Origin of the sequence: Maribacter sp. (assembly GCA_020629415.1) — a bacterium.
In the GTDB taxonomy this organism is placed as follows: domain Bacteria; phylum Bacteroidota; class Bacteroidia; order Flavobacteriales; family Flavobacteriaceae; genus Maribacter; species Maribacter huludaoensis.
This window is the reverse complement of the sequence record JAHDDL010000067.1, coordinates 3,318-9,002: the sequence shown is the minus strand read 5'-3', so window position 1 is coordinate 9,002 and position 5,685 is coordinate 3,318. Positions and strand designations below refer to the sequence as shown.

Sequence of the window (5,685 nt, the reverse complement as noted above, 5' to 3'; positions counted from 1 at the left end):
AGATGATTTGTTGACGGCATTAGCTAATTATTGTTTTGATGATGAATAATGTAATGAAGTAGTAAATCTAACAAAACGTGTTCTTGTAAAAACTAACCATTGTCATATTTCATTACTATTCATAAACAGAAAAGGCCTACCCATTATGGGTAAGCCCTTTACAAATTCAATTTTAATCTAATTATTCCATATCAATAATTCCTACCACTTCATAGGCTCTAGAACCGTCCAGTTGTATTTTTTCATAAAGTATGTTAGCATATTCATAGTATGTTAAACCGTCAATAGTAACTTTTTCATACCCATCTGGTAATTCATAAACTACGGTACCAATTTCTGGTTCAACCACCTCATATCCAGAATTTGCTTCAATATAAAAAGTGCCCCCTGCATTAAAATAAAGTCGATTATTAAATCTTACTCTTACTGAATTAGCAGGTAAAGTGTTGATTCTAAATCCTACTTTTGGTGCAATGGCAATATATCTGCCTCTAGAAGCCGTATAATATTTATTATTGGCATAGTAGTAATTTTGACCATTGTGTCTAACCACGGTTTTATTAGGAACCGATCTCACCGAAACCACTTTTTTCGTTGGTGTTCTGTATACTACTTTCTTACTGGAAACCCTTCCAGGTGTTTTAGTTACGGTCCTGGTAGTGGTAGTTTTTGTCGTTGTTCTTTTACGTGTTTGGGCATTGCTAGGTAAAGCAAAAGCAATTAATAACAAACCAAGTATTGCATATGTTTTAGTATTTGTTTTCATCTGTTTTAGTTTTAAAAGTTAAACTTTACTTTATCGTTCCATACTTTGACAAGTAATATGGCAAGTGGTTTAAATGAAACAGATGAAAAAACTGTACTAATAGATGATTTAGGGTATTTGATCTACGAATGAGTAAATTGTATAGAAGATTTAAGATTGAGTTTTGGTGGTACTTTACGCTATGGGTTTAGCGTTTAAGATTTTGCATTGTTCTGTTGGTTTTTCAATACTTTTCTAATAGACTCACTATCCCAATGAATATCATATTCAACAATGCCTCTTTTAAAATCCTCTTCCAATAATCGCTCTTGCTCTTCAAGTTCTTTTCTAACCTTAAAAAGGTAATCATCATCGCCTTTGGGTTCCATTGCCAGTCTTCTTAAACTAGATTCATCATATTTAATAAAATTCTGGACCTGGCTAAGTAAGGTGTATTTTCTAAAACCTAGTTTACTTAAAACATCTTTTGCCAATGCTAAAGAGGTATCTAATGATTCTCGGTAAATATTCTCAAAGCCCAAATTCAGCAATTCATATGCATCATTTCTATTCTGGGCACGTATCATTAATTCTACATGAGGATATTTTTCTTTTACAAGTTTGGTAATTTCTTTTGTTATGGGAGGATTATCTATAGCGCATATCAATATTTTAGCCTTTGCAATACCTGCAGCTTCAAGAAGATCTATTCTAGTGGCATCACCATAATATACTTCAAAACCCATTTTACGGAGTACATCTACCCTATTGGAGTCTTGATCTAATATAGTAGCTTCAATACCATGAGAGCGTAAAAATCTACCGACCGTACTTCCAAAATGACCAAAACCTACCAAAATAACATTTTGTGATTTCGCAATATGATCCATAGGTCTTTTGATGGACTCCTTAGTTCCAATTTTTGGTAAGATGAAACGTTCGTTTATGATACTGATAATGGGAGTAATGGACATGGTCAGTGCCGTGATTACCAACATTATATCCATCTGTTCCTGATCTAGGATATTTAATTGAAATGCGAAGGATAACAATACAAAAGCAAATTCCCCAATCTGGGCCAAGCTAAATGTTAACAACAAGTTTTGGTCCAGTTTTAGTTTAAATACCTTTCCCGTAATAAAAAGTATCAAAGCCTTTATCAATACTATTGCCAATAATATACCGCCAATAGTCAACGGAATTTTGGCAATGACCACAAAATTGATGGACGCACCTACGGCTATAAAGAACAAACCTAAAAGAAGGTTTTTAAAAGGTTCAAGGTTACTTTCAAGTTCATGTTTGTACTCACTACTAGAAAGTACCACTCCGCCCAAAAAGGCACCTAAAGCAGGTGATAGGCCAACATACTCCATTAAGAATGAAATACTGAATACGATTAACAAAGCAGAGGCAAACAGCAATTCCCTTACTCCCGTTTTAGCGACTCTTCTTAACATGGGAACAATTAAATATTGACCGGCACCTATGATCAACACCACAGATAGAATAATGGCCAATGTTTGGTAGCCCATGGGCAAACCATCTAAAAGATTACCGGTAGATTCATGGCTATCTGCAGCTGCTTCAACCTCGGTATTGGAAAGCAAAGGAATTGCTCCCAACATAAAGATCACGATGATATCTTGAAATAATAATATGGAAAATGCCGAATTACCAAAGGTAGTTTCCATAAGGCCTTTTTCATCAATAGTTTGCATGGCTATAGCCGTTGATGATAAGGCAACTGCCATAGATATCACCAAGGCAACCTTCCAATCAAAATCAATTAGTATAAAAAAGAGATAAGAGAGCAACATGGTCCCAGCAACTTGTAAACCACCCATACCAGCAATGGATTTACGCATATTCCAGAAGTTCTTTGGTTCAATTTCAAGCCCAATCAAGAAAAGCATGACCACTACCCCAAATTCAGCAAAATGAAGGATGTCTTCTCCCTCTTCACCTATAAATCCTAAAACATACGGACCTATTAAAACTCCGGCGATCAGATAGCCCAAAACAGAGCTCAAGCCTAATCTTTTAGCTATTGAGACACAGATGATCGCTCCCAATAAAAATACAATGGCATCAAAAAGAAGGCTTCCGGTCATAATTGGTTTGGTTTATTTGGTGCTTTTAATAGAACTCAAACTTAAGTACTAAGCACCGTCTTTTCATTTTGTAGGCTATCTATCAAAGAACTGTATTGCGAACCGTACTCCCTAAGCTGTTCATCAGTCAATCTATAGGTACCCATTACGGTAAATGGTTGTCTATAATTCATTAGACAAAGGTTGGCGGTCTGTTCAAAAGGTCTTAAAAACTCGGTAATAGTATAGCTATTGCTACCTTGTGAGCAATACAATTCTTTACTTCCACCGGTAGTAATAGCGTTTAGACATATTTTTGAAGTTAGGGCCTTGCCCTTTGGTCCGTATGCCCAATTAAATTCCAACACCATATCTATCCATTGCTTTAATAAAGGCGGACAACTGTACCAGTACATTGGATGATGCCAAACGATTACATCATGTTCTTCCAATAATTTTTTTTCATAGGAAACATCAATATGAAAATCTGGATACTCTTCATACAGATCGTGAAAGGTTACACCCTCTTTATTTCTGATATAATTGACCAAAATGGTATTTGCCCTAGATTTCTCAAACTTTGGGTGAGCAAATAAAACAAGTACTTTTTTCATGTTATATCAATTAAGAATAATGACCTATGTTTTAGTAAGCCAATTACTTCGTAATTAGATTAAAGGAGATTTTAATACCCTCTATGATCATACCCGTACCAATAATGGCTATGATAAGACCCATTATTTTTCCAATTACCGAAATAACGTTAAAGCCAACTAATTTTACTATTAAATTACTAAGTCTGAACGTGAAATAAGTTAGAAGGCTCATAAAACCGAATACGGCAATAACTATAGCAATATGTACCGGTTGTGCACTAGACACAAAGTTCATTGCGGTAACAATAGTTCCCGGACCGGCCAAAATTGGAATGGCAAGTGGAGACACGGCAATATTCTCATCAATATTAACGTGTTTTATATTTTTTACGTTAGATTGTTTTGATTGAAGCATCTCAAAACCAATATAAAAAATTAGAATTCCGCCCGTAATCTTAAACGCCGGAATACTAATATTGAAAAGTTCAAAAATATACTTGCCTAAAAGCACAAAGACCAGTACAATAATAAATGCAATTAGGTTTGCTCTTTTATTGATATCTTCTTTAGTTTTATTATCGGCACCTTGGGTTAACGATAAAAAAACGGTCATGTTGGAAATTGGGTTTGTAATGGCAAAGAAACCAGTAAAAACGGCAATTGAAAATGTAATTAAGTCATCCATTATTATGAGCAAAAATTAATCGTGCAAGAACTTCAATTCCATTTTAAATTCCTAAATAATTTTGAAACTTTTGGGAATTATTGAAAAATAAGAAAAGCTGAGACCATTTTAAAATTAATCTCATTTTTAAACTGGAATACTTTAAGGGTACAGGTTTTAAATTACTTGTCAATTTCAAACAAAATAAACTGATTGAGTTGACTACCGTAAAGATTGAAGTTGTTATCGGCAACCACAATTAAAGACCTATTGCCATTTTCAAAACTTGGCCCGAACGTAATACCTTCAATATTGTCTACAACACCGTTTGTTAAATCATTTCGGATAGTATCAAAATTATACAAAAGCTTTTTGGTTGCCTTTGTATAGTTTTTGTCTTTTAAACTTTTAAAATTGCTTACGTCTGTTGCATTACTGGCATCTACATCATAAATTTTAACCGTGTTACCACCATCTTTGTACCCCATAGCGTAGGAACGTTCCAAAACTAAAAACTTATTGGTATCATATTCCAAAATTTCTACAACACCGTTCAATTGAAAAGAATGTCCATTTTTAGCTTGCCTGGCCACATTATCTAATTCGTACACTATTTCTTTTTCAAAACTATCGGTTTCCTTATTGATAAAAGCAATTCTTACTGGCGAGTCAGTCTCGGCTACTGTTGGTTCATGGCCATCTTGCTTTAGAGATAATTCCATTGCCGCCCAATACCCTTTTTGGAAATGACTTAAGGTTATACTTTCAAAAACACCATTATGACGAGGGCCAAACTTTGGGTCAGCGTGAATTAAAAAGCGGTCTCTGATTTCAATTTCTTTAACGAATTTTCCGTTTGAATCTGAAATACGTACAAATGGGTTTACTCCATTATTGATATTACCTTCACTTGTCCAAATGAACGAGCCGTTATCATATCTTAAAGATTCTGGATCAATACTTCCTTTAGAAAAACCTAGACCATTTGTATCCTTAAGGATTGTGACCGATTTCATGAAGATGGAATCAAAACTATTTAAGTCGAACGAAATCTCAGCTTCATAAAATCTTGGGGATTCAGTATCATCACTGATTAAATAATAACTGCCATTTGCATAATCAATACTGGATAAACCACCAACTTTAGTGTTGTTAAGAGCTGATTCTGCCGGCAGAACATATTCATCTACAAAACGTAAGTTTATAGTGTTTTCGGCTTCCTTGCTATCCTTTTTACCACCGCAAGACGTTATTATTAAAGTTGTGCATGCAAATAGCAATTTTACTACAATCCTCATTTTATTGGTGTTAATAGCGAAATTTTATTGGCACCGCCAAGAGGTATAATACCCCGAGGCTTGCCTCGAATTTAAAAGTTTGTTTCCTTTGAATGTCTCATGGGGTTATCCTGAGGTGTTTTACTCTTGCAAAATTATTCATAATAAAAAGGTTGTATCAAATTAAAAGAACAAAAAAGTCCTAAACCAATGTATTTGTTATAGAAAGTAAATTTTCAATTTTCTGAGTGTTGTATGCATCTGCGTGTGCTGTGGCATATGAACCTTTATCATTATCAAAATACTCACC

5 protein-coding genes are annotated in these 5,685 nt (G+C 34.5%); all 5 read right to left on the bottom strand.

What is annotated here, in order from left to right; genetic code table 11:
- Nucleotides 1-181: 181 nt before the first annotated feature.
- Complete coding sequence (locus QZ657_RS16705; RefSeq protein ID WP_291968179.1) at nucleotides 182-766, bottom strand: DUF6515 family protein; 585 nt, start codon at nucleotides 764-766, stop codon at nucleotides 182-184.
- A gap of 194 nt (nucleotides 767-960) precedes the next feature.
- Entirely contained in the window at nucleotides 961-2,859 is a 1,899-nt protein-coding gene (locus QZ657_RS16700) for a monovalent cation:proton antiporter-2 (CPA2) family protein (RefSeq protein ID WP_291968178.1), read from the bottom strand.
- Between the two features lie 41 nt (nucleotides 2,860-2,900).
- Nucleotides 2,901-3,452 (bottom strand): NAD(P)H-dependent oxidoreductase, encoded by a 552-nt coding sequence (locus QZ657_RS16695; protein ID WP_291968177.1) that lies wholly within the window; start codon nucleotides 3,450-3,452, stop codon nucleotides 2,901-2,903.
- Nucleotides 3,453-3,495: 43 nt separating this feature from the next.
- Nucleotides 3,496-4,119, bottom strand: a complete 624-nt coding sequence (locus QZ657_RS16690; protein WP_058102779.1) for a MarC family protein — start codon at nucleotides 4,117-4,119, stop codon at nucleotides 3,496-3,498.
- A 161-nt stretch (nucleotides 4,120-4,280) separates the two neighbouring features.
- A complete protein-coding gene (locus QZ657_RS16685; RefSeq protein ID WP_291968176.1) occupies nucleotides 4,281-5,396 on the bottom strand; it encodes an esterase-like activity of phytase family protein in 1,116 nt (371 codons plus the stop codon).
- Nucleotides 5,397-5,685: the final 289 nt, after the last annotated feature.